Raw genomic sequence first — 23,549 nt, 5'->3', positions numbered from 1 at the left:
GCGGCCACCCGGCCCCCGCCGCCACCCGCGCGGCAGCGCCCGCGGCCACCCGGCCCACCCGCCGCCGTCCCGCCGGCGGGACGGCGGCGTTCGTGGTCGTGCGCGACCCGCCCTACGGCGTCTCCGCGCCCAGCACGTTCTCCGCGGCGTGGTCCAGGACGACCACCATCCAGTGCTCCAGGTGGTTGTCCACCCGCCGCGCGGCCGCGCGCCAGCGCTCCACCCGCTCCCGCGCCACCGGCACGCGTGGCAGCAACGACGTCGTGGCCGTGATCGCCGCCGCGCCCTGCCGGTGCGCGCGCATGCGGCGGCGGAGTTCGTTGCGCGACCAGCTCCCCTCCTCCGCGCGGTCCAGCCACTCGTCCTGCCGCGCGACGTCCAGGGCCGCGACCTCGGCGTGGTGCTGGAAGCTCAACCGCTCCCGACGCCGCCGCATCGGGAAGCACCGGGCGACCCACGCGTAGTTCCGCAGCGTCTGGTAGTCGAGCCCGGCGGTCTCGACGGCCCGGACGTAGCGGTCGGGGTAGTTCTCCTGACCCCGGACCAGCCAGTCGCCCAGGCACCAGGCCGACGAGCTGACGATGCGCGACAACTGGGTCCCGGCGCGTTCCCAGTCGCCGTAGCTGAGGTTCGCGGCGAAGTGCAGCCCCAGCCGGGAGATCAGCACCTGTTCGGGACGGGTGCGCGACCCGCCCGGTGGCTGCTGGATTCGTTGTTCGGTTCGCGGCGGCACGTTCCCCCCAGAGGTGCTCCGAGATCGGCGAGCGGGTGAACTCGTGGTGACGGTTCCCCGGTCGTCATTGACAAATGGGCGGTACCGGTCGCCCGAGTGGTCCGGAAATCGACCCGCGTCCGGGGCGCGCGATTTCCGTCGGTGCTGCGATATAGTCGGCCCGGTCGGCACATTCTTCCCAACCTCGACTCACGGCAGTTTCCTCCCCGATCCTGCACTTCGAACCGTAGCACAGCCGACACGGGGCGTGGGCGGGCATTTACCGCTTCATGATCTATCCACCCGAAAGAGTGAGATGGCAGTCGCCCTGCACGACGTGCACTTTCTTCGCAGCGGTTTCGGGGCGGTGCACACGTATCCACAGCCGCTGTCAACCCTCTTATCCGAGTGGACCCGCGAACACGCCGGCGGGTGAGCCGTCATCACTTCCGCGGCCACCGGCAAGATCAATCACCCGGCCGGCGTTCCGCCGCGGATCGTGGCAGCCTGAACGGCAATAACCCGGACGAACACATGAATGGGGCATCAATGGAACAGGGCCGGCTGATCGGGCTGGAGGACACGGCGGAGAACGGGCGGAAATCGACGTTGGTTCGCGTTTTACCGCAGGACGGCAGGTATCCCGACCTGGTGCGCGGCAAGAACCAGCGATGGGTCGGGCGTCCCGACTACGTGTGCCTGCCCACCTCGGGTCCGGAGGTGCGGCGCGCGGTGCAGGACGCCGTCACGGCACGGAAGCGCATCTCGATCCGCAGCGGCGGGCACTGCTACGAGGACTTCGTGTACCACCCGGACGTCAACGTCGTGATCGACCTGTCCGAGATGACCAAGGTGTACTTCGACCCGAGGATGAACGCGTTCGCCGTCGAGGCGGGCGCCGAACTGCTCGACGTCTACGAGACGATCTACCGGCTCCGGGGCGTGACCTTCCCGGGCGGCATGTGCTACTCGGTGGCCGCGGGCGGCCACATCTGCGGCGCGGGTTACGGCTTCCTGTCCCGCAAGCACGGCCTGGTCGTCGACCACCTGTACGCCGTGGAGGTCGTCGTCGTGGACGAGGACGGCATCGCCCGGCTGGTCACCGCGACGCGCGAGGCCGACGACCCGAACCGGGACCTGTGGTGGGCGCACACCGGTGGCGGCGGCGGCAACTTCGGCGTGGTCACCCGGTACTGGCTGCGGTCACCCGCCGCGGACGACGACGACACCGCGCCGCTGCTGCCCGCGCCGCCGTCCGAGGTCCTGGTCAGCGCCGTCTCCTGGGAGTGGGCGGCGATGACCGAGACCTCGTTCCGCCGGCTGGTCGACAACTTCACCGGCTGGCAGGTCCGCAACCAGGACCCCGACTCGCCCGCGGCCGGCTTGTTCGCCACGCTCCAGCTCAACCACCGCTCGAACGGCCAGATCGGGATGCTGACGCAGATGGACGCGTCGGTGGCGGCGGCGGAGGCCGTCCTGGCGGAGTTCCTCGACGCGGTGGGCGACGGCGTCGACGTCCCGACCGGACCGGTGACCAACGCCATGGGCGAGCACCTGCCCCGCCCGGAGCTGGTCACGCCCCGGCGGCTGCCCTGGTTGCAGGCGACGCAGATGCTGGCCACCGGCAGCCCGATGCTGACCAACCCGAGCATGCGGGCCAAGTACCGGTCGGCGTACCTGCGCGTGGCGTTGTCCGAGGACCAGGTCGGCATCGCCTACCGCTACCTGACCGACGCCGAGTACCGGAACGACACGGCGTTGCTGCTGCTCTCCGCGTACGGCGGCCGGGTCAACTCGGTGCCGCCCCGGGCGACCGCGGCGGTCCAGCGCGACTCGGTGCTGAAGCTGCTGATCCAGAACTACTGGACCGACCCGGCCGACGACGCCCACCACCTCGGTTGGATCCGCGAGTTCTACCGCGACGTGTTCTCCGAGACCGGCGGCGTGCCGCTGCACGACGAGCGCACCGGCGGCTGCTACGTCAACTACCCGGACGCCGACCTCGACGATCCCGCGTGGAACCGGTCCGGGCGGTCCGGGGTGGAGCTGTACTACGGCGTCAACTACCCGCGGCTGCGCGCGGTGAAGCGGCGCTGGGACCCCCGCAACGTCTTCCGCCACCGGCAGTCCATCCAACCCTGACGGCGGTGGGGCGGCCGGCCGTGCCCGCCGCCCCACCGGGTCAGAGCTGCTTGAGCATCCCGCCGTCGAGCACGAGTTCCGAGCCGTTCATGTTGCCCACGCGGCCGGACGCCAGCAGCACCGCGAGGGCCGCGATCTCCTCCGGCTCGGCCAACCGGCCGGTGTTCATCCCGGTCATCGCCGGCACCTGCGCCACGAACTCCTCGTGGTCGACGCCGGCGCTGCGGGAAAGGCCGGACGCCATGCCGTCGGTCGACGTCCAGACCGCCGTCCGCGTCGGTCCGGGCGAAATGGTGTTCACCCGGACACCGGCTTCCCCCACCTCCTCGGCGAGCGATTTGCCGAAACTGGACAGGGCGGCCTTGGCGGCGGAGTAGTCGATCAGCCGGGGCAGCGGCAGGCGGGAGTTGACCGAACCGATGTTGATGATGCTCCCTCGGCGTTCGAGCAGGCTGGGCAGCGCCGCGCGGGTGGTGCGCACGGCGCTGAAGAAGTTCAGCTCGAACGCCTGCTGCCACTCGTCGTCGTCGATCGCCAGGAAACCGTCGGTGCGGGCCGGCGAGCCGCCGACGTTGTTGACCAGCACGTCGATGCCGCCCAGTTCGCCGAGCGCCCAGTCCACCAGTTCCACCGCCCGCGCCGGCGTGGTCAGATCTAATTGCCGGATCAACGGCGTGGCTTCGGACAGCGGCGTGCTGGTCGTCCGCGCGCACGCGGCGACCTGCACCCCTTCCGCGGCCAGCGCCTGGACTATGGCGAGCCCGATGCCCCGGCTGGCGCCGGTGACGAGTGCGGTCTTGCCTTCCAGTTCCAGTTTCATCCACGCTCCGTTCGTTCGACTGCACGGGTTCTGCCCGGCGAGGCCCCGTCGGGCACTCCGCCTCCTGGAATTCCACCCGGCCCGCCGGCACCGGTGCGCGGTCGTCCGCGATGCCGGTCGTGAATGCGCTTTGCGTTGCGCGACCGGGGATCGTGCGCACCGGGACGATTTGTCGGCCAACGCGCATTGAGGTTACCCGACATGAACCGCACCGCAACGGTCGTCATCTCGCTGACCGCGTTGTTCCTCGTTCCCTTCACCCTCAGCGGCGCTTCCGTGGCGCTCATCCGGATAACGGAGGACCTGCCCGCCACGCTCGCGGCCGTGCAATGGGTCGTCAACGGCTACGGCGCGACCTTCGCCGGCTTCATGCTGGTGACCGGTTCGCTCGCGGACCGGTACGGCCGGCGTCGGACGTTCGCCGCCGGCGTCCTGGTGTTCTCGGTGAGCGCGCTGGTGAGCGCGGTGGCGGGCGACGTCGTCCTGCTCGACCTGGCCCGCGTCGTGGCCGGGATCGGCGCCGCCGCCACCGTGACCGGGGCCAGCGCGGTCCTCGCGCAGACCTTCACCGGGGCGTGGCGGACCCGCGTGTTCGGCTTGTTCGGCGCGACCATCGGGCTGGGCCTGGCCTTCGGGCCGACCCTGGCGGGGCTGCTGATGGAGTCGTTCGGCTGGCGCGGCGCGTTCGCGCTGCCCGGCGTGATCGGCCTGATCACGTTGGCGTTCTTCCGGTTCCTGCCCGAATCGGGCCGCACCGCGGCGGCCCGGATGGACTGGGCGGGCACGGTGGCGTTCACCGCCGCGCTGGTGCTGCTGATCCTGGTGTTCGTGGAGGGCCCGGAACTGGGCTGGACGGCGCCGCCGGTGCTGCTCGCGGCGCTGGGCTCGGCGGTGCTGTTCCCCTTGTTCGTCCGGATCGAGCGGCGTGCCGCCGAACCGGTGCTGGACCTGCGGTTGCTGACGTCCCCGAGGTTCCTGGGGCTGTGCGCCGCCGTCGTCGCGATCGTCGCCGTGTTCGGTCCGCTGGTGGTGTACCTGCCGTCGTACTTCATGGCGACGCTGGGCCTGCCGGCGGCGCAGGCGGGCGCGCTGGTCATGCTGCTGACCGGGCCGATGCTCGTGGTGCCGGTCCTGTGCGGCATGGCCGCCCGCTGGGTGCGCCCGCCGGTCCAGGTCATCGCGTCGTTGGTGCTGGTCGGCGCGGGTGCGTTCTGGTTCGCCGCCACCGACGACCGCACGGGGCCGCTGCTCGTGATGGGTGTCGGGATCGCCATCGCGACGGGCCTGCTGGACGGCTTGGCCGTCGGCAGCACGCCCGCGGCGCAGGCGGGTGTGGCCGCGGGTCTGTTCAACACCACCAAGCTGACCGGGGAAACCCTCGCCATCGCCGTGGTCGGCTCGGTGGTGGCCGCCCGGACCTCCGGCACCCTGGCGGGCGCGGGTTACCCGGCCGCCATGGACCTCGTGCTGTGGGTGCTGGGCGTGGTGTGCATCGCGGTGGCGTTGGTCGTGACGGCGTTGTTGCGCGGCAGGTCGCGGTCTTCAGTGGACGAAGCGGCGGCGGGGAGCGGTACTCGGCTGATCGAATGAAAACCTGAGGTAAACCTGAAATCGGGCAACGGCCCTGCTAGACCGGTGCCGACAAGTCGCCGGTCGGCTGGGGGGATGTCCGCGATGGCGGTGGAGTTCCGCGTGCTGGGCCCGGTGGAGGCCGAGGTCGACGGCCGCCCGGTCGACCTCGGGCACGCCCGGCAGCGGTGGGTGCTCGCCGTGCTGCTGGTGGCGGCCAACCAGTGGTTGTCGGCCGATCAGCTGCTCGACCGCGCGTGGGGCGACCGGATCCCGTACGGCGGCCGGGACTCGTTGTACGGCTACCTGTCCCGCCTGCGCCGGGCGTTGCGGGCCACCGGCGAGGCCGACATCGTGCGTCGTTCCGGCGGTTACGAACTGGTCGTCGACCCGGACGCGGTGGACGTGCACCGGTTCCACCGGCTGGTCGCCGACGCCCACGCCACCGACGACGAGGGCGCGGCGGCGTTGCTCGGGCGGGCGCTGGAGCTGTGGCGGGGAGAACCGTGCACCGGCCTGGACACCCCGTGGATCGACGCGGTCCGCGCCGAGCTGGAGCGGCAGCGGCTGGCCGCCGAGCTGGACCACAACGACCTCCGGTTACGGCTGGGGCGGCACGCCGGTCTGCTCACCGGCCTGGCCGCCCTGACCACCACGCACCCGTTGGACGAGCGGCTGGCCGGGCAGTTCATGCTCGCGCTGTACCGCAACGGCCGCCAAGCCGACGCCCTGGACCACTACCGGCGCCTGCGTGCCCGCCTGGCCGAGGACCTGGGCACCGACCCCGGACCCGACCTGCAACGCCTGCACCAGCGCATCCTCGCCGCCGACCCCGCTCTCGCCGACCCCGCGGCGGAGGCGGGGCGACCGCCCGCCACGCCACGCCAACTGCCCGCCGCGCCGGGGATGTTCACCGGCCGCCACGCGGAACTGGCCCAGCTCGACCACGCCCCGACCACCACCGCCTCGACCGTGCTGATCTCCGCGATCGGCGGCGCGGGCGGCATCGGCAAGACCTGGCTGGCCCTGGCCTGGGCGCACCGCAACCTGCACCGCTTCCCCGACGGGCAGCTGTTCGTCGACCTGCACGGCTTCAGCCCCACCGGACGGCCCATCGACCCGGCGGACGCGTTGCGCGGCTTCCTCACCGCACTGGGCGCGGCACCCGACGGGCTGCCGCCGGACCGGGACGGCCTGGCCGCGCGGTACCGCAGCCTGGTCGCCGGACGGCGGATGCTGGTCGTGCTGGACAACGCCGCCACCGCCGAGCAGGTCGCACCCCTGCTGCCCGGCAGCCCGACCTGCACCGTGCTGGTCACCGGCCGCACCACCCTGCCGTCCCTGATCGACCGCCACGGCGCACGCCACCTGTCCCTGGACGTGCTCACCCCCGCCGAGGCGCGCGCCCTGCTGGCCGCACGCCTGGGCGAGGCACGTATCGACGCCGAGTCCGCGGTGACCGACGAGCTGCTGGGCCTGTGCGGACGCCACCCGCTGGCCCTGACCATCACCGCACGCCACGCCGCCACCCGCCCGCACGTGCCGCTCGCGGAGATCGCCGCCGAACTGCGGGAGTCCGGCCTGGACATGCTCGACCACGACACCGACCCCACCGCCAGCCTGCCCGCCGTGCTCTCGTGGTCCCTGCGCTGGCTCACCGACCGGCAGCGCACCGTGTTCGCGTTGCTGGGCATCGCACCCGGCCCGGACATCGACCTGCCCGCCGCCACCGCCCTCACCGGGGAACCGGAGGTGGACACGCGCAAAGCACTGCGTGCCCTGGAAGACCACTTCCTGCTCGACCGGCACGCACACGGCCGCTACGCGATGCACGACCTGGTCCGCGCCTACGCCGCCACCACCGCCCACGACCACCTCACCGAGCCGGTGCGCCGGGCCGCGCTGGAACGGGTCGTGGACCACTACCTCCACACCGCACACGCCGCCGACCGCCTGCTGGACCCGCACCGCCAGCCGATCACGATCGGGCCGCCCGCCGCGGGCGCCCGGCCCCTCGCGCTGCCCGACCCGCCGTCCGCGCTGGCCTGGCTGAACACCCACCACCCGCACCTGCTGTCCGCCCAGCACACCGCCGACGCCACCGGGCGGTACCCGGCCGTGTGGCACCTGGCCTGGGCGTTGACGACCTTCCACATGCGGCGCGGGCACCGCCACGACGCGCTGGCCGTGTGGCAGGCCGCCGTCGACGCCGCCGAACACCTGCCCGACCCCGCCACGCGTGCCCTCGCCCACCGACGCCTGGGCCACGCCTACTCCGAGCTGGAGCTGCACGACCAGGCCGTCGAGCACCTGCACCGGGCCCTCGCGTTGACCGAGCACCACCAGGACACCAACCAGCAGGCCCAGACCCACCACTACCTGGCACGCATCCGCGAGCGGCAGGGCGACGACCGGCAAGCCCTCGAACACGCCCGCTACGCCCTGGACCTGTTCCGCACCCTGGACGAGCCGGTGGCGGAAGCCGTGGCGCTCAACGCGGTCGGCTGGTACGCCGCGCACGTCGGCGACTACGACACCGCGCGCGACCACTGCCTGGCCGCCCTCGCCCTGGCCCGGCACCACCACGCCACCAACAGCGAAGCCGCCGTCCTGGACAGCCTGGGCTTCATCGACCACCACACCGGCCACCACCACCGGGCCGTGGACCACTACCAGCAGGCCCTCACCCTGTACCGGGCGCTCGGCGACACCACCGACGCCGCCCACACCCTCGACCGCCTCGGACACCCCCACGTCGCCCTCGGACGGGGTGATCGGGCCCGCGCGGTGTGGCAGGAGGCCCTGGAGCTGTACCGGGAACAGGGCCGTGACGCCGACGCCGAACGGGTGCGGCGGCAACTCGACGACCTCGTGGCCGGGTGACGACGTGATGTGCGAACAGTGGCGGCAACGGATGGACACGGGTGGCGCGATGACCATGCGGGACTCCACGGCCGGCCATGTCGTCCATCGGCGAGCAAAGCAGATCAACCACGGGAGAAACTCCATGGCACGCAGCAAATTACTGACCGGCGTACTGGTGCTCGCCCTCGTCGTCGGCAGCACCACACCCGCCGCGGCGCAGCAGGACCACGCCGCCACCAAGGCCGCGCTGGACCGCTACCAGGCGGTGGCCGGACCAGGTGCGGCCGTGCACGCCGGGGACGCGACCGGGGCGTGGACGTTGAGCAGCGGCACCGCCAAGGTCGGCCAACAACGCCCGATCACCGCGAACGACCACTTCCGCATCGGCAGCCAGACCAAGACGTTCACCGCGTCCGTGGTGCTCCAGCTCGTGGACGAGGGCCGGGTGGTGCTGGACGCGCCGATCGAGCGCTACCTGCCCGGTGTGATCGCCGGGAACTACGACGGCGACGTCATCACGGTCCGCCAGTTGCTCCAGCACACCAGCGGCATGGTCCGCGACGTCCGCGACCCCGTCGCCAACCCGGACGGCACCTACGACCTGGCCGAACTCGTGCGGTCCGCGATGGACGAACCCGCCCAGTCCGCGCCCGGCGCGGCCATGAACTACTCCAACGTCGGCTACCTGGTGCTCGGGCTCCTGATCGAGCGCCTCACCGGCCGCACCGCACGCGACCTCATCACCGATCGGGTCATCACCCCGCTCGGGTTGACGGAAACCTCGTTCCCCGCACCGCGGACACGTGCGCTGGCCGAGCCTTACCTGCCCGGCTACGTGGGTGAGCGACTGGGACCGTTCTTCTTCTGGGTCGACGCCACCACCGCGGTCGAGCTGTCGTTCTGGAGCACGGCGGGCGCGATGGCGTCCACGCCGTCCGACCTCGTGAAGTTCTACCGGGCGATCCTCGACGGCCGCGTCTTCTCCCCGGCCGCGCTGGCCGAGATGAGGCGGACCATCGCGCCGAACCACTTCTACGGGCTCGGTCTGGCCAAAGTGGACCTTTCCTGTGGCGGAGAAGCGTGGGGGCACAACGGCATCCTGAACACCGGGCACAACTCGTTCACCTTGACCACGGAGGACGGCAGGTTCGCCTCGGTTGTCACGAACGCGCACATGCCTTTGACGTCACCGTCTTCGACCCCCGTGCTGGATTCCGCGCTGTGCGAGGGAAGCGCGTGATGCGGAGGGCCACTTGACCGCCGTCCTCATGAACCGCCTGACGCACCCATAACCCGGAAGGACACCCGCGATGCGGATCGAGATCCGGGCGACTGCCCACGACACCGTCCACTTCCGCTGCGGGCAGGGCGACGGCGCGGGTGTGTGGCACTCCCCCGAACCACCTCGGGTGGGCGCGGCCTACGACGTGGAGCTGGATGTCGACGGCGACATCCGGCTCCACCCCGGCGGTGGCAGCGGTTTCCGGTTGGACGGCGGCCACGTCGTCATCGGCGGCGTGCTGTGGTTCACCGACGACGGCGCGCCCCACCTGGAGGTGGCCGGTTCCCCGGTGGCGTTGGAACTCGCGGGGGACGCGCCGGTCGAGCCCGGCGAACCGGCCACCCTGACCGTCCCCCTCTCGGCGGTCCACCTGTACCCGTATTCGTTGTAGCCCTGCTGGGCTGAACGGGTGTTTCCCACTGGTACCTCTGCCCGAGCCCCTTACCCCGGGTGTCCAATCACGTGCCGTAAGCAACCGGTGCGGCACCAGGAGGTTTTGTTGAGCGAGCACCACTCCAGGAGGAATGTCCTGAAGGCCGTCGGCGGGCTCACCGCGGCCACGACGCTCGGCGGCGCGGGTCTTCTCGCGACGTCTTCGGTCGCGAGCGCCGCGGAAGACGGTTTCGGCCTGCGCATCGTCGAGCGCGACGAGCGCGACCCCCGGATGCGGTACTACCGGTTCGCGACCGCGGCGATCGGCTGGAACCCGGCGGTCAACGTCCTGCTGCCCGACGGCTACCACACCGGCGGACGCCGGTACCCGGTGCTGTACCTGTTCCACGGCGGCGGCCTCGACCAGGACTTCATCGCCTTCGACCGGCTCCGCATCCGGGAACTGACCGCGGGCAAGCCGCTCGTCGTCGTGATGCCGGACGGCGGTCACGCGGGCTGGTACTCGAACCCGGTCAGCACCAACGTCGGTCCCCGCGACTGGGAAACCTTCCACATCAACCAGTTGCTGCCGTGGGTCGAGGCGAACTTCCGGACCTACGCCGAGTACGACGGCCGTGCGGTCTCCGGGTTCTCGATGGGTGGTTTCGGCGCGTTGAAGTACGCGGCGAAGTATTTCGGCCACTTCGCGTCGGTGAGCGCGCACTCCGGGCCGGCCAGCCTGCGCCGCGACGGCGGCGCCGTCGTGCACTGGGCGAACCTGTCCTCGGCCGCGCTGGACCTGGGCGGCGGCACGGTCTACGGCGCGCCGCTGTGGGACGAGGCGCGGGTCAGCGCGGACAACCCCGTGCAACGCGTGGAGAGCTACCGGAACAAGCGGATCTTCCTGGTCGCCGGCACGAGTCCCAGCCCGGTGGACTGGTTCGACCGGGCGAACGAGTCCCAGGTCCTCGCGGGCCAGCGGGAGTTCCGCGCCCTGCTCGCAGGTGCCGGCATCCCGCACGAGGCGCACGAGGAGCCGGGCGGCCACTTCGTCCGCCCCCACCTGCTCGCCGCCGACATCGACGGCGTCATCGCCCGCCTCCGCAAGGCTTGACCACGTCGTCGGGCCACGCGGAAGGCCCGACGACCCACGGCTTGACCGCATCGTCACGCCGCGAGGCGTGAGATCGGCACGACAGCATCGCCCAAGCGGTATGAGACGGACTTGGGCGATCCTTGAACGCCGCGCGGTAAACGCCGGCGGCGGGTCCCCCGCCTGGCTAGCCTGACTGCCGCGTGGCGGTGCGGAAGGGGATCCGGTGGGCGCGATCAGGTTCACCCTGCTGGGGCAGGTCGAGGCGTGGTCCGGTCCCGACGCGGTGAACCTGGGGCACCAGAAGCAGCGGCACGTGCTCGCGGCGCTGCTGGTCGACGCGGAGCGCGTCGTGCCGTTCACCCGCGTCCTGGACCGGGTCTGGGGCGAGAACGCCCCGCCCGCCGCGCAGAACACGTTGCACAGCTACCTGTCGCGGTTGCGCCGAGCGCTGGCGGACCACGCGCTCATCGAACGGCACCCGGGTGGCTACGTCGCCCGGGTGGACCCCGACCTCGTGGACGTGCACCGGTTCCGCCGCCTGGTCGCGCAGGCCAAGGCCACCGGGCACCCCGGCGACGCGGCGGACGTACTGGAGCAGGCGCTGGGGCTGTGGCGCGGTGAGCCGTTCAGCGGTGCCGACAGCGCCTGGTTCACGACGCAGCGCAACACCCTCCAACGCGAGCACGCCGCCGCCCGGCTGAGCCGGTGCGACCTGCTGCTGCGCTGCGGCCGGGACGCCGAAGCACTCGCCACCGCCTCGGCACTGGTGGCCGAGGAGCCCCTGGACGAGCAGGTCGTCGCCCGGCTGATGCTCGCCCTGCACCGGTTGGGCCGCACGGCCGACGCGCTCGCGCACTTCACGCGGACCCGCCGGGCGCTGGCCGGCGAACTGGGCGTCGACCCCGGTGCCACACTGGTCGAGATGCACCGGCGCGTGCTGGCCGCCGACCCGGAACTGCTGCGGGTCGAGGCGGGACCGGCCCGCGAGGAACCCGCGGAGACCATCACGTGGTCCGCGCCCGCCGCGCTGCCGCCGGACGTGCGGGACTTCACCGACCGGGCCGGGCAGCCCGCGGAACTCGTGGCGCGGTCGCTCACCGGCGGGCGGGTCGTCGCGGTCGTCGGCATGGGCGGTGTCGGGAAGACCGCCCTCGCGCGGCACGTCGCGCACCGGGTCGCCGACCGGTTCCCCGACGGGCAGCTCTGGGTGGACCTCGGCGGTGCGGGCGACGCGTTGACCCGGCTGCTGCGGCTGCTCGGCGTCCCGGACCGCGCCATTCCCACCGACCGGGCCGAGCGCGGCGAGGTCTTCCGCACCCTGCTGCGTGGCCGGACGGTGTTGGTAGTGCTGGACAACGTCGAGACGGCCGGGCAGTTGCGCCCGCTGCTGCCCGGGACGGCCACCTCCGCCGTCCTGATCACCAGCCGGGCCAAGCCCGCCGGCGTGGAAGGCGTCGAGTCGGTCGAGCTGGACGTGTTCACCACCGACGAGGGCGTGGCGCTGCTGACGAAACTCGTCGGCGAGCGGCGCGTCGCGGCCGAGCCCGCCGCGGCCGAGCGGATCGTCGCGCTGTGCGGTGGTCTGCCGTTGGCGGTGTGGATCGCCGGCGCACGTCTCGCGGCACGGCGCACGTGGCGGCTGGACCACATGGTGCGGCAGCTCAGCGACGAGCACCGCAGGCTCGACCGGCTCGCGGTCGGCGACCTGGAGGTGCGCGCGTCCTTCGCGTTGAGCTACGCGGGCCTCACCGAGCCCGCCCGGCGGTTGCTGCGCCTGCTCAGCCTGGTCGCCGTGCCGGACTTCCCGCCGTGGGTCGTCGCCGTGCTGCTCGAACTCCCGTTGGACGAGGCGATCGGGCACGCCGAAGCGCTGGTCGACGCCCACCTGCTGACGTTGTCCGAGATCGACCCCGTGGGCCAGTACCGGTACCGCTGCCACGACCTCATCCGGCTGTTCGCGGCCGAGCGCGCCGCCGAGGAGGAGACCGCCGCCGAGCGCGACCGGGCCGTCGAACGCGCGCTCGGCGGCTGGTTGGCGCTCGCCGAGCGGCTGACCGAGTACGTGCCCGGACCGTGTTACGCGCGCATCAGCGGCCCCGCGTTCCGGCCGCCGGTGGACGACCTGGTGCCCGATTTGTCGCCCGAGTGGTCGGACACCTGGTTCGACGCGGAGCGGTCGGCGTTGTTCGACGCGGTGCGCCAGGCGTGCCGGTCGGGGTTGAGCGATCTCGCGTTCGACCTGGCGGGGTGCCTGGAGAAGTATTTCGACCTGCGTGGCATGTACTCGGACTGGCTCGCGCTCAACCGGGAAGTGCTCGACGCGTGCGTCGCGCACGGCAACCGGCTCGGTGAAGCCGTGATGCGGCGCGGGTTGCTGGACGTCACGACCTGGATCGCCAACGGTCCGGGTGAGGCGATGGACTGGCTGCGCGCGGAATCCCGTGCCCTGTGGGACCTGTTCGCCGAACTCGGCCACGACGCCGGGGCGTCGGACGCGGCCGTGATGCACTCCTGGGCGGCGACCGCCGAAGGCCGGTACGCCGAGGCCGTCGCCACGGCGGAGACCGCGCTCGCCCTGGCGGAGCACGCGAACCACCTCGGCGGGTCCGCGCGGGCCGAGCTGGCGCTGGCCGTCGCGCACTTCGAAGAACGGCAGGTCGCGATCGCGGTGGGGCACGCCGAACGCGCGCTCGACCACGCGCGTGCGCTGCGGAACCCGCGCTGGGAAGCCACCGCGCTCCAGTTCGCCGGCATCGGGTACCGGGAGCTGGGGCGATTCGACGTCAGCAAGCACATGCTCGACCAGTCGCTGGCCATCGCCCGCAGCCACCGCGACTCCTACACCGAGGTGTTGTCCCTGCTCGCGTCCGCACGCCTGCACCTGCGCGTCGACCGCGACCGGGCCACCGCCGACGCCGAGCGCTCGCTCGCGCTGAGCCGTCGGCACCGGATGACCCACCACACCGCCGAGGGCCTGGAGTTGCTGGGGCTGTTGGCGTTGCAGGAGAACAGACCGCACGACGCCGTCGTGCACCTGGAGGAGTCCGTCGCGTTGTGGCGGACCCGCGGGTGGCACTCCTACCACGCCGCGGCCCTGGAATCGCTCGGTCGTGCCTACGAGCAGGTGGACGAGGTCGCCGCGCGGCGGGCGTTCGCCGATGCCCGCGCCATCTACCTCCGCATCGGCGACACCGGCGGCGCGGCGAGAACCCGGGTTTGACCGGCGGGTTCCAGAAAAGTCCAATGGATGTCCACGACGGCGCCCCGAGAGTTGGCCGCGTCGGCCGATGACGGCCGCACAACGCAGAGGGGATGCGTCAGCGATGTCAAGGATCATCAAGGTGCTCGCGCTCTTCGCGGCACTGTTCGCGTTCACCACGGGCACCTCGTACGCGGCGGCGCAGGAGGCGGAGCCCGTCCAGGCGGCGGCGTCCCTGGGCGCCAAGATCGCCTCCATCGCGGAGCGGGAGCTGAAGGACAAGACCCGCAACCACGAGGAGGGCGCGGCGAACTGCAACTTCTACAGCGGCCAGGCCGGTTCCGGCTCCACCAAGGGCTGCAAGAAGGGGTGGCGCGCCGAGGCTTGGTGCGCGGACTTCCTGAAGTACGTGTGGAAGCAGGCCGGCGCCAAGACGTCCGGCATCACGCCCGCCGCGGCGAGCCTCTACAAGTACGGCAAGACCAACAAGACCTGGAACTCCGGGTCGAGCATCAAGGGCGTCAAGGTGGGTGACGCGGTGGTGTACAACCTGAACTCGGGCGGCACCTACGCCAGCCACGTGGGCATCGTGACCAAGGTGAACACGAAGACCGGGAAGATCACCGTGATCTCCGGCAACAGCGGCACCGGGTCCAAGTACGTCGACGACCGGACGTTCACCCCGGACGGCACCGTGTCCGGCTACGCGTCCCCGGTCGACTGACCCGGGCTGCTCCGCCGATCGGCGTCACGACCGCCGTCGTGACGCCGATCCAGGCTGTGGGCAGCCCGCCACCGTCTCCGACCTGCGCCGGACAACGACGTCGACCACGCGATACCCTCGGAGTGCCGGGACATCCGGGACGTACATCGCACCCGAGGACACGATGCCCAAGTCGCACAACTGTGCAGTAGTGCGAGGCAGGTCGTGGCGGCGGTCCACCACGACGCTCGCAGCGCTCGTCCTACTGGCTTCCTGCGCCACGTCGGAACCCGGTGGCGCCTCCACCCCCGAGTCCGCCGTCGCCGCCTATGTGGCGGCGCTGAACGCGAAAGACCAACCGGCCCTGCGCCGGTTGGCCTCCGAACAGGCCCCCGCCCCGGACAAGGCGATAGCCCGACGCCTGTCCGAACACGGAGGCCGCGACCTGCACATCACCTCCCAGGACATCCAGAGCCCTGTCCCCCACCAGGCAGCAGCCCACCTGACCGGCACCATGTCCAGTCCCTCCGGCCAATCGGAGACCTACACCGAACGCCTGCTCCTCGACCGCGGTGACGAGCGCTGGTACATCAAGATGCAGCCCTCGGGGCCACCGGCATCGGGAGGACCACTACCCACCGCGGACACGACTCGTTCGAGCTGACGGCGTTCTGCGCACTCGACTTCCCGCGCACCGCGGTGGCGGCCGGTTTTGCCGCAGGCCCCGACCTTAGGGCGTCGTCGTCCGTGTTCCACCGCTCCCAACGACGAGGTCTATCGGACGTCGAACCAATCCGTTATTAGCGGCCCTTTCGCCACGGCACTCAGAAGCCGTATCCAGGGATGAAGTGCATTCGCGGGAAGGTGCTGTTGGATGGCGGCGGTTGCGCTAGCGTGACGTCCTTGGATCTTCCGCGCATGAGATGGCTCATGACACGGTACTGACCCGGTCGGAGTAGTCAGGCTCCGCCGACTAGGGGGATCGGATGTCAACCGCCACGGTCCGTTTTCAGACAGCGGGCTCGGATGACGAAGTACGAGCTTTGGTGAAGTGGCTGCGCGACGAGGACGCGTTGCGCGGCCGGGTCAGCCTCGCCGCGGCGCCACCAGCCGAGGGTGAGATGGGCGAGTTGGTCGACGCCGCCGTGATCGTGTTGACCAGCGGGACCGCGTCGGTGCTCGTGCGGTCGCTGTTCGACTACCTCAAGCACCGCCGCACGACCGCGAAGGTCACCCTCACCGTCCGCGACGAGAAGGGTCGCGAGTTGGAGCTGACGTGCGGTTCCGGTGACGACGCGCGGGCGACGGTCACTGCGCTGCAAACGTTCCTGGAGGGATAGGTGGCGACGCTTCCCATCCCGCAGCGCTCCAGGGCCGTGTTGATCGGCACCAGTGACTTCCGGCAGGCCGATCGGTTCTCGCCGCTGCCCTCGGTGCGCAACAACCTGTTCGACCTGGTGTCCGCCCTGACCTCCGCCGACACCGGCATCCTGGGGTGGGAGCAGTGCATCGTCGTCGACACCCCGGACTCCGTGAGCAGCTTCATGGAGCGCCTGCGCGGCGCGGTCAACCAGGCCGAAGACCTGTTGATCGTGTACTACGCCGGCCATGGCGTCCGGCACGACACCAAGGACGAGCTGTACCTGACCGTCCGGCACACCGACCGGGACGGGCTGGCCGGTTCCGCCGTCCCGTTCGAGTTCGTGCGCGAAGTGCTGGCGGACAGCCCCGCCAGGGTCAAGCTCCTCATCCTGGACTGCTGCTACTCCGGGACAGCCCTCGGCGCCATGTCCGGCAGCGGGATCAACTCCCGGGACATCGCGATCGCGGGCACGTCGGTCATCACCTCCACATCCCGGAACCAGGTGTCCCACGCACCGCCCGGTGAGCGGAACACGGCTTTCACCGGGGAACTGATCGCGCTCCTGAAGCGGGGAACGTCGATTCCGGGAGCGCCGCTGACGATCCGGACGCTCTACCGCTCGCTGCTCGCCGCCATGGCGAACCGCGGCCTGCCCGAGCCGAAGTTCAAGAGCACCGACACCAGCGCGGATCTCCTGCTGCGCAGGGAACCGCAACCGGAATCCGACACCACGCCTCGGCAGCCGCCCGCCGCGGATCCCCCACCCACCACGCACGGCTTGCCGCCCGAGGAAACCGTCATCCGGGGACGCGCTGAAGAGAGCGACAGCGCCCGGCGGAGCGAGCCGGTGAATGCCGTCCGGGTGGCCAGTGGGTTGCTGTTGATCCCGCTGTGGCTGGGTGTGCTCTCCGGGGTGAGCGGTTTCGTCGGCGGCGTGGTCGGCTACTTCCTCGGCACCCCGCCGCCGGGCAAGACCGCCGGGGACGACATGAACACCGCGATCGCCATGCTCCTGTTCGGCAGTCTCTGTTCAGTCGTGCTCCGCTGGCCGGTGGCGAGCTTGCGCGCGGGCAGGCGGAACCTCACCGTCCGAGAGGCCGTCGAGGTGGTGCTCATGCGCCCCCTGCGTCGGCTGCCCGTCGCCGTGTCGGTGGTGCTGCTGATGATCTCGTTGGCCATGTCCGCCACCGTGTTCACCATGCCGAAGTCCACCGGGACCTCGATAAGTGCTCTGTCCACCGACGTTTCCGGCACGCTCATCCTGCTCGGGGTGTCGGCCGTGTTCGCCTTGTCGATCCGCCAACGGAGGAAGCACGTAGCCCGCACAGCGGTTCCCTGATACCGGCACGTCGCCGCCGGGCTCCGGCCACTGCACACCGTCCAAAGCCGCCGTACTGCGGTGAGTATCTCCTCACCTCGCAGGCTGTCGGCCATCAATCGTCGGCGAGGGCCTTCCGGAAGTCGGCCAGGTGGTTCCACGCCAGGGTCGGGTCGATGCTCATCTGCTGACGGGCGGTGGCCAGTTCGACCGCCAGCGCGCCGGGTTCGTGCGGGTCGATCCGGGCGGCGAGCCGCTTGAGCCGCTGCGGTTCGGAACTGGTGTCGAACACGTCGGTGACCGTTTGGCAGAACAAGATGTAGCAGGCCGCCTCGGCGCTCAACTCCGTGACCGCGGTGGGCTCCCCGTCCACGCTCCACTTCCGGATCTCCAGGGCACGTGGCAACAGCCGGCCCACGTCGGCGACGGTGGTCCGCTGGAGCGCTTCGATCAGCGACTGCGACTGGTCGATCGCCTCCGCCCCACCGGGCGTGATCCGGCGGGCGGTGTGGGTGAAGGCGCGGATCTTGAGGTCCAGGTCACGCCGCACCAGGGACCGCGCGGCGTCGGCCAGGCGCAGCTTGCGGTTCTGCTGTTCGTAGAGGTCGTGCAGCACGATCGCGGTGCGCCCCAGGTCGCGCGGCAGACCGCCGGAAAGGCAGTGGCACAACCAGACGAACGGTTCCGGGATGCCGAGCGCGCGCCGGGCGAGCCAGTCGCGGGACTCGTCCAGCGTGAACGGCCGGACGTCGATCATCGTGGTGAACGCGCTGTCGAACGCGTCGCGCACCGGGATGCCCCGTCGTTCGAAGGCGGTGAGCGCGTCGTCGGACATCGAGACCAGGAACAGGCAGTGGGGAATGCCGAACACGCCCTTGATCTCGTTGAGGAAACGCCTGGCCTCCTCGGGGTCGCCGATCTTGTCCAGTTCGTCGATCGCGATCGCGACCCCGCTGAGCCGACCGTAACCGTCCACGAGCACCTCGACGACCAGTGCCAGGAAGTCGCGGAGGCGGTCGACCACCTCGGGGTGGGTCCACGGCTGCTCGGTCTTCGCCAACGACCTCGTCCACCCCAGCTCCGACCCGATGGGGGCGCTGACCTTCCCGGACCACCCCGAGGTGTGGGTCTGGAGGAACCGGATCTGCCGCAGGTGCTGTTCCGCGACCGCGTGGAGCGCCGCGATCGCCGGTTCGCGCCGCTTCGGGCGGGACGTCCCGAAGGCACGCCGCCACGCCGCCGCGGCCAATCCCGCGACGACCGGCCACCCCGTCAAGCACCACAACGCCCAAGCCGCGCGGAAGGAGGCGTACAAGGCGAGCACCGCGGCCACGCCGCGGAGGTCGACCGTCGACACGAAGCCGCCGACGTCCGACTTGAGCGCGGAGGCGAACGCGGCGCCCGCGCGCACGAGCGCGGGCACGTCGTCGCGCCATCCCCAGGCCAGCCCCGCGAAGCCGAGTGCCGCCAGTGCCCAGACCGCGCATCGGAGCACGTCCTTGGCGACGTCCGCGACCCGCTCGCGCAGCTGGTGCCGTCCCAGCACGCGCAACCACTGGCGACGGGTTTCGCTGCCCGACTGGTCCGGCGTCAGGTGATCCAGCACCGCCCGGCAGACGCACGCGTGCAGGTGCAGGACGAAATCCCGTGCGTCGTAACGAACCGGCGCGCTGGTCAGCACGCCGAGCATCGGTTGGCGGCTCTCGTCGGTGAACTGGTTGTCCAACGCCCGGTTGATGATCGTGCTCTTCCCGACGCCGCGAGGTCCGGCCAGTCCCACCGCACCGGGCCTGGACCTGTTCACCTCGCGCACGCAGGCCGCGACCGCGGCGGTTTCCACCAGCGGCCCCTCCCCGGCGGGCAACGACAACTGGTCCGCGTTGCGCAACTCCAGCACAACGGTGAACAGCGGCGTCATCTGGGAGCTGAGCCACTTCCGCAGAGCGGGGCGCACGACCTCGTTCCGCATCCGCTGCCGCAGGTCGCGGCGTTCGGTCGACCCGGCGAGGGCGAGGGTCGCGAAGTCGGCGGTCCACCGCACCGCGTTGAGGAACTCGACGGGCAACCCCATCGCGGCGAACCCCGTGCTGATCGCCAGCGCCACCGTGCCGGTCACCGTGAAGACGAAGCCCGGCACGAATCCGCCGAACACGACCAGCAAGGCGAGCCAGCCGAGCAACGTCGACGCTCCCAGCACGAGGAAACGCACCTCGGCCGCCGCGGGACGCCAGGAACGCGGCCACCACACCGGTTTTTCCCGGCGGTGACGCTCGACATCCGCGTCGACCGCTGCCGCGGACTTCGACAGCTCACGGGCAGCGGCTAACAGCGGCCGACTGCGCGACAGGTTCTTGGTGACGTCCCCGGGCCTGAGCTTGAGCCGTTCGATCTCCTCCCTGAACTCGTCCTCTTTCATGGTCTTCAGGAGTGCCGAGTCCAGTTCCTTCAGCACCATGGCGTCGTGCCAGTTCATGAGCCCCCCGGTCGCCGGGCCTACCTGGTTCCGTAGGCACGGAGGAAAGTTCGTACTCCCTCGACGATGAACGGGCGGACGCGGGTGTCCTCGGTGGCGTTCGCCGAACCCAGCCTGGTGAGCGCCACGCCGAAGGTCAGCGCGACGAAGTGGTCGGCCGCGAGCCGCGCGTCCTGGATGTCGAGCAGTCCGGCCGCGGCGAAGGCGGTGAAGCGCTCGGCGAGTGCTTCCTCGGGCACGTCGGCGATCGTGTTGTAGCCGCGTGGCAGGTTGTCGGGTTCCGACCGGACCAGGCGTCGCAGCGCCGTGTACTCCGCCGAGTCGAACATGTCGGTCGCGATGCGCATCGAGAACGCGACCAGAGCGTCTTCGAGGTCGCTGGGATCGGTCAGGTTGTCGTCGATGGTGCGCCTGATCGTGGCGATCAGCGACTGGCCGACGGTGTCGATGACGGCGCGCAGCAACGTGTGCTTGTCGCCGAAGTAGTCGTAGACCGTCCGCTTGGACACCTCGGCGCGCGCGGCGACCGCGTCGACGCTGGTCCGGTCGAAGCCGTTGGCGAGGAACAGTTCCCGGGCCGCCGAGAGGATCGCGGTCCGCTTGCCCGTGGACCCCTCGCGCAGTGCCTTCGTGGACGACATGGGCACATCTTAACCAGCACTACACTGCACGGTGTAGTGTAGTGATCACCGTCCTCGGACGGCTTGCGCGAAGCGCTACGCGACGAACCCCCGGCAATGACGGAGACGTCCATGACCGCAACCCTGGCTCCCCCGGTCCGCATCGGGAAGGCCGCTGTCGGTGCCCTCGGGGCGTTGGCACTCTCCATCGGCGCGTTGGAATCGGTGGTGACACCGACACTCCCGCTCCTGCAACGAGAACTGGGCATGAGTCCCGCCGAAGGGGCGTTGCTCAGCATCATGCTGCTCATCACCGGCGCGCTCGTCACGCCGGTCGCGGGCAAGTTAGGCGACCGCCACGGCGGAAAACGAGTTCTGATCCGGCTGATGGCGGTGGTCTCGACCGGTGGCCTGGTGTCCTCACTGGCGCCGAACCTGCCCGTGCTGCTGGTCGGCCAGGTGTTGCAGGGCGCGATGGTGGGCGCGCTGCCCCTGATGTTCATCATGGTGCGCGAACACCTCCCCGCGGGGGATTCGAAGGTGGGCATCGGGGTGGTCAGCGGCCTGTTCGTGGGTGGCGGGATGGCGGGGACGCTGGCGGCCGGTCCCGTGGCGGAAGGGCTGTCCCGGCACTGGATGTTCGCGTTGCCGACGATGGCGATCATCGCGACCACCGCGCTCGTGGGCTGGTTGATGCCGCGTGATCGACCGAGCCCGCCGGACGCCGCCGGGATCGACTGGCCCGGCCTGGTCCTCCTGAGCGGGACGGTCGTCGCGCTCATGCTCACGCTCACCCTGGCACCCGACATCGGCTCGCAGCCGCTCGTCGTCGGTGGCCTCGTCGTCGTCACCGTTGCCCTGGCTGCCGGATGGGTGGCCGTGGAACGACGTGCGGCCTCACCGATGGTCGACCTGCGCATGTTGGCACGGCCCGCGATGTGGCAGTCCTCCGTGCTGACGTTCGTGATCTGCGTCGGCACCGCGGTGACGGTTTACCTCGTCCCCCAACTGTTCGCGGTGTCGGGCGACGGTTACGGCTTCAACGCCGGCGCCACCGCGATCGGCTTCTTCCTGCTGCCCGGCGCGATCGCCGCGTCGGTGGCCGGTCCGATCAGCGGGATCGCGGTGCGGCGCTTCGGCTCGCGTGCCGTGGTCGCCGCCGGGGTCGTGGCCATGGCCGCCACCCTGTTCTCCTTGGCGGCAGTGCACTCCGAGGTCTGGCACCTCGTCATCGGCAAGATGTTCATCGCGCTCACCAACGGTTTGTGCGTCACGGCGATGCTGACCACCACCGCCACGTCCGTCGAGCAAAGCGACACCGGCATCGCCACCAGCCTGGTCCTGGTGACCCGTGTGATCGGTTACGGCGTGGGTGTGCAGATCGGTGGCGTGGTCCTCACCGCCGGAACCCCCGCGGGGTCGGAGGTCCCGGCCGAGTCGGCGTTCGCCACCGGCTTCCTGATCGCCGGTGTCATCGCGACGTTGTCCCTGTTCGTCGTTCGCACCATGAGCAAAGGAGTCAAGGAATGACGCAGAGCAGCCACTCCGGCCGCAGGGTCCTGATCTCCGGTGCCAGCATCGCGGGTCCCGCGCTCGCGTACTGGCTCAACCGCTACGGGTTCACGGTCACGGTGGTCGAGAAGGCGGCGGCGCTCCGCGGCGGTGGTTACGCCATCGACGTGCGCGGCACGGCGCTCGAAGTCGTGCGCAGGATGGGCATCCTGCCGCGACTGCGGGAGGCGCACATCACGCTGCGCCGGTTGACCTTCCTCGACGGGGAGGGCGACCAGGTCGCTTCGCTCAACCCGCGCGCCGTCACCGGTGGCGGCGCCGAGGACCTGGAGGTGCGGCGCGGGGACCTGACCGACGCCCTCTACGCGGTGACCCGTGACGACGTGGAGTTCTTGTTCAACGACTCCGTCGACGCCCTCGACCAGTCCGACCACGGCGTGGACGTGACCTTCCGCAGTGGCGGCAAGCGGACGTTCGACCTGGTGTTCGGCGCGGACGGCCTGCACTCGCGGACGCGCGAGTTCCTGTTCGGCCCCGAGGAGCAGTTCCACCGGTACCTCGGCTACTGCTTCGCCGGGTTCACCATCCCCAACGACTTCAACCTCCGCGACGAGGCCGTCATGTGGAACACCCCGGGCCGGGCGGCAGCGCTCTACGCCGCCGGGGAGGACCTGCACGCCTTCCTGGCCTTCGCCCACCCGGAACCGCCGTTCGACGCGTTCCGGAACCCGGAAGCCCAACGGGACCTGGTCTCGGCGGTCTTCGCCGACGCGGGCTGGGAGGTCCCGGGGATGCTCGCCGAGATGCGTGCGGCGGACGACCTGTTCTTCGACGCGGTCAGCCAGATCCGGATGCCCCACTGGTCCAGCGGCCGGGTGGCGCTGGTGGGAGATGCCGCGCACGCGCCTTCCTTCCTCACCGGACAAGGCTCCAGCCTCGCACTGGTCGGCGCCTACATGCTCGCGGGCTCCCTGGCCGACCAGGACCACACCACGGCCTTCGCCGCCTACGAGCGCGACACCCGTGGCTTCGTGACCCTGAACCAGGACCTGATCGGCGAGGGCGACGCGGCGCTCCTCCCCGTCACCGCGCAAGCCCTGGAACAGCGCAACACCATGCTGCGCAACCTCGACGCCCTGCCCGCCGAGGAAGGCCGCCCGGCCCACTCCGCCCTCACCCTGCCGGACTTCACGCCCGAAAGGGCTTAGCCGTCCGCGGTCGGAATATTCCCAGGTGTCGCAGGTGGAATCACCGGCGGTTCCAGGTTGGCTCGAATTCTTCTGCGGTGCAACGGGTTCGGCCGTTTCGTGGCTGGAGAGCGGTTTTCGACCGGTCGAGACTGGGGTGCGGTGACAAGAAGTGAGGGGGGCACATGCGCCGAGGGATTTTCGTGGTCGGAGTTCTGACGTTGGGCATCGGGGTGGTCGCCGTGCCTTCGGCGGCGGCGGACACCTATGTCCCATGTGAGACGCCAAGACTGATCAAAGCCATTGAGGACGCGAA

Annotated in this window: 16 protein-coding genes; 12 read left to right on the top strand and 4 right to left on the bottom strand. The window is 70.8% G+C overall.

From position 1 onward, the window contains the following. Positions 1–112: 112 nt before the first annotated feature. The gene (locus tag KZQ38_RS33820; RefSeq protein ID WP_308258727.1) at positions 113–733 is read right to left on the bottom strand and encodes an LmbU family transcriptional regulator; all 621 of its coding nucleotides are present in this window, start codon (positions 731–733) and stop codon (positions 113–115) included. Positions 734–1,261: 528 nt separating this feature from the next. Here KZQ38_RS33820 and KZQ38_RS33815 point away from each other — a divergent pair. Further along, positions 1,262–2,854 carry an FAD-binding oxidoreductase gene (locus KZQ38_RS33815; protein WP_219448098.1) on the top strand — a complete coding sequence of 531 codons (1,593 nt, stop codon included), beginning with the start codon at positions 1,262–1,264 and terminating at the stop codon, positions 2,852–2,854. Between the two features lie 40 nt (positions 2,855–2,894). On the opposite strand, the gene KZQ38_RS33810 is transcribed toward KZQ38_RS33815, so the two are convergent. Beyond that, positions 2,895–3,674, bottom strand: coding sequence for an oxidoreductase (locus KZQ38_RS33810; protein WP_219448097.1), 780 nt, complete (start codon positions 3,672–3,674; stop codon positions 2,895–2,897). A gap of 201 nt (positions 3,675–3,875) precedes the next feature. Here KZQ38_RS33810 and KZQ38_RS33805 point away from each other — a divergent pair, with 201 nt between their 5' ends. From KZQ38_RS33805 to KZQ38_RS33765, 9 genes are all read left to right on the top strand, one after another. Further along, positions 3,876–5,264: an MFS transporter gene (locus KZQ38_RS33805; protein WP_219448096.1), complete on the top strand. Its 1,389-nt coding sequence runs from the start codon at positions 3,876–3,878 to the stop codon at positions 5,262–5,264. An 84-nt stretch (positions 5,265–5,348) separates the two neighbouring features. Then, the gene (locus tag KZQ38_RS33800; protein WP_219448095.1) at positions 5,349–8,126 is read left to right on the top strand and encodes an AfsR/SARP family transcriptional regulator; all 2,778 of its coding nucleotides are present in this window, start codon (positions 5,349–5,351) and stop codon (positions 8,124–8,126) included. A 124-nt stretch (positions 8,127–8,250) separates the two neighbouring features. Next, entirely contained in the window at positions 8,251–9,348 is a 1,098-nt protein-coding gene (locus tag KZQ38_RS33795) for a serine hydrolase domain-containing protein (protein WP_219448094.1), read from the top strand. Between the two features lie 70 nt (positions 9,349–9,418). Further along, positions 9,419–9,781: a hypothetical protein gene (locus tag KZQ38_RS33790; protein ID WP_219448093.1), complete on the top strand. Its 363-nt coding sequence runs from the start codon at positions 9,419–9,421 to the stop codon at positions 9,779–9,781. A gap of 108 nt (positions 9,782–9,889) precedes the next feature. Further along, positions 9,890–10,876, top strand: a complete 987-nt coding sequence (locus tag KZQ38_RS33785; RefSeq protein ID WP_308258726.1) for an alpha/beta hydrolase — start codon at positions 9,890–9,892, stop codon at positions 10,874–10,876. A 205-nt stretch (positions 10,877–11,081) separates the two neighbouring features. Continuing rightward, positions 11,082–14,078 (top strand): AfsR/SARP family transcriptional regulator, encoded by a 2,997-nt coding sequence (locus KZQ38_RS33780; protein ID WP_219448092.1) that lies wholly within the window; start codon positions 11,082–11,084, stop codon positions 14,076–14,078. Between the two features lie 103 nt (positions 14,079–14,181). Then, positions 14,182–14,781 carry a CHAP domain-containing protein gene (locus KZQ38_RS33775; protein WP_219448091.1) on the top strand — a complete coding sequence of 200 codons (600 nt, stop codon included), beginning with the start codon at positions 14,182–14,184 and terminating at the stop codon, positions 14,779–14,781. Between the two features lie 965 nt (positions 14,782–15,746). Then, positions 15,747–16,100: an effector-associated constant component EACC1 gene (locus tag KZQ38_RS33770; RefSeq protein ID WP_257902885.1), complete on the top strand. Its 354-nt coding sequence runs from the start codon at positions 15,747–15,749 to the stop codon at positions 16,098–16,100. Beyond that, positions 16,101–17,462, top strand: a complete 1,362-nt coding sequence (locus tag KZQ38_RS33765) for a caspase family protein (RefSeq protein WP_219448089.1) — start codon at positions 16,101–16,103, stop codon at positions 17,460–17,462. It begins immediately after the preceding gene. 94 nt (positions 17,463–17,556) lie between these two features. Here the strand turns inward: KZQ38_RS33765 and KZQ38_RS33760 are convergent, their stop codons facing one another. Then, positions 17,557–19,914 (bottom strand): hypothetical protein, encoded by a 2,358-nt coding sequence (locus KZQ38_RS33760; RefSeq protein ID WP_219448088.1) that lies wholly within the window; start codon positions 19,912–19,914, stop codon positions 17,557–17,559. 20 nt (positions 19,915–19,934) lie between these two features. Beyond that, positions 19,935–20,555, bottom strand: coding sequence for a TetR/AcrR family transcriptional regulator (locus tag KZQ38_RS33755; protein WP_219448087.1), 621 nt, complete (start codon positions 20,553–20,555; stop codon positions 19,935–19,937). Positions 20,556–20,666: 111 nt separating this feature from the next. Between KZQ38_RS33755 and KZQ38_RS33750 the strand changes: the two genes are divergently transcribed. Together KZQ38_RS33750 and KZQ38_RS33745 are read left to right on the top strand one after the other, a co-directional pair. Continuing rightward, positions 20,667–22,064, top strand: coding sequence for an MFS transporter (locus tag KZQ38_RS33750; protein WP_219448086.1), 1,398 nt, complete (start codon positions 20,667–20,669; stop codon positions 22,062–22,064). Beyond that, positions 22,061–23,254, top strand: a complete 1,194-nt coding sequence (locus tag KZQ38_RS33745) for an FAD-dependent monooxygenase (RefSeq protein WP_219448085.1) — start codon at positions 22,061–22,063, stop codon at positions 23,252–23,254. Before KZQ38_RS33750 ends, KZQ38_RS33745 begins: the two co-directional genes overlap by 4 nt. The last annotated feature ends 295 nt before the right edge of the window (positions 23,255–23,549 follow it).

Origin of the sequence: Saccharothrix obliqua, assembly GCF_019375475.1 — a bacterium.
GTDB classification, from domain to species: domain Bacteria; phylum Actinomycetota; class Actinomycetes; order Mycobacteriales; family Pseudonocardiaceae; genus Actinosynnema; species Actinosynnema obliqua.
This window is presented reverse-complemented; position numbering and strand designations above follow the sequence as displayed.

Coding starts and splice junctions, on each gene's coding strand:
- KZQ38_RS33815 (WP_219448098.1), top strand. CDS start 1,262: ATGGAACAGGGCCGGCTGATCGGGCTGGAGGACACGGCGGAGAACGGG.
- KZQ38_RS33810 (WP_219448097.1), bottom strand. CDS start 3,674: ATGAAACTGGAACTGGAAGGCAAGACCGCACTCGTCACCGGCGCCAGC.
- KZQ38_RS33805 (WP_219448096.1), top strand. CDS start 3,876: ATGAACCGCACCGCAACGGTCGTCATCTCGCTGACCGCGTTGTTCCTC.
- KZQ38_RS33800 (WP_219448095.1), top strand. CDS start 5,349: ATGGCGGTGGAGTTCCGCGTGCTGGGCCCGGTGGAGGCCGAGGTCGAC.
- KZQ38_RS33795 (WP_219448094.1), top strand. CDS start 8,251: ATGGCACGCAGCAAATTACTGACCGGCGTACTGGTGCTCGCCCTCGTC.
- KZQ38_RS33790 (WP_219448093.1), top strand. CDS start 9,419: ATGCGGATCGAGATCCGGGCGACTGCCCACGACACCGTCCACTTCCGC.
- KZQ38_RS33775 (WP_219448091.1), top strand. CDS start 14,182: ATGTCAAGGATCATCAAGGTGCTCGCGCTCTTCGCGGCACTGTTCGCG.
- KZQ38_RS33770 (WP_257902885.1), top strand. CDS start 15,747: ATGTCAACCGCCACGGTCCGTTTTCAGACAGCGGGCTCGGATGACGAA.
- KZQ38_RS33760 (WP_219448088.1), bottom strand. CDS start 19,914: ATGAACTGGCACGACGCCATGGTGCTGAAGGAACTGGACTCGGCACTC.
- KZQ38_RS33755 (WP_219448087.1), bottom strand. CDS start 20,555: ATGTCGTCCACGAAGGCACTGCGCGAGGGGTCCACGGGCAAGCGGACC.
- KZQ38_RS33750 (WP_219448086.1), top strand. CDS start 20,667: ATGACCGCAACCCTGGCTCCCCCGGTCCGCATCGGGAAGGCCGCTGTC.
- KZQ38_RS33745 (WP_219448085.1), top strand. CDS start 22,061: ATGACGCAGAGCAGCCACTCCGGCCGCAGGGTCCTGATCTCCGGTGCC.